Below are 908 nucleotides of genomic sequence, written 5' to 3'. Positions count from 1 at the left end.
TAATACGATGTATAGCGCGTCTGAAGGGGCAACACCTGCATTGATTTGTAGGAAAGCATTAACCTGGGTAGGTAGGTTGATGTCCGGTGTAGATTCATCACCATCTTCGTCAACTGCTTTTGCACCAGCAATAGCAAAGTTGTTACCAGTATAACCACCCGCTAAGTGTAGCGATGGTGTTAGGGTATGACCTAGTGCTGCTGCAACGACTTCTACCGCTACAGGGCCATTGGTGAAACGTTCACCATAGGTTTGGTCTGGTGCAATGGCATTAAGGTTACCATTATCAGAAAGGCTATCGCCAAATACGTATACATTACTGTAGCCGTTCGCATTAACCGCGAATGCAGCAACAAGTAGTGACGTCAGTGTCACCAACTTCAATTTCAGGCTTTTCATCAATCGACTCCGTTAATTTTCTTAATTTTGTTTTTTTCATGTATGTAAGTGTTTTATATGTTCTTAAAGAACTATTCTTTTTCAGGTTCTTTCTTGTCTGACTTTTTTGGGGGACTCCTCCAAAGCAATGACAAGTAAGTGATTTAAACCATATAAAAAAGAGGATTACGAAGCTGTGGCAAAGAAGGGTAATTTAGGTAACTTAGGTTAAATTCAGAGTTTTCAGTGAGACTTGGTTCAAAACTAATCAAATTTCATCGAGATGAGTTCTTATATTACTTGGAATATTGCAAACAAAACCCATGATAAAACGAGTAAAGACCAGGGTAACCACGTCTGTGCTTTAGGTGGCTGAACATGCTCTTCAAGCTGTTTTTCTTCACTACTGCTTGCCATCTGTTTGGCTTTTTCTGCAGCTTTTAATTGCTTGTCGAGCTCTCGGCTTTTGGCTTTGTGCTGTTTTTTATACTGCTCAATCCCTTTTTGAATACCCTGGGCAATGATTTTTG

Annotated in this window: 2 protein-coding genes; both read right to left on the bottom strand. The window is 40.2% G+C overall.

Going from position 1 to position 908, the window contains the following annotated elements; translation table 11 throughout:
* On the bottom strand, positions 1 to 399 hold a 399-nt coding region (locus A3735_RS02170), incomplete at its 3' end, for an SGNH/GDSL hydrolase family protein (RefSeq protein WP_197485604.1).
* A 270-nt stretch (positions 400 to 669) separates the two neighbouring features.
* Positions 670 to 908: DUF2956 family protein (locus A3735_RS02165; RefSeq protein WP_156499335.1), on the bottom strand; the 239-nt coding region annotated here is incomplete at its 5' end.

This window comes from Oleiphilus sp. HI0061 (assembly GCF_001635675.1).
This window is presented reverse-complemented; position numbering and strand designations above follow the sequence as displayed.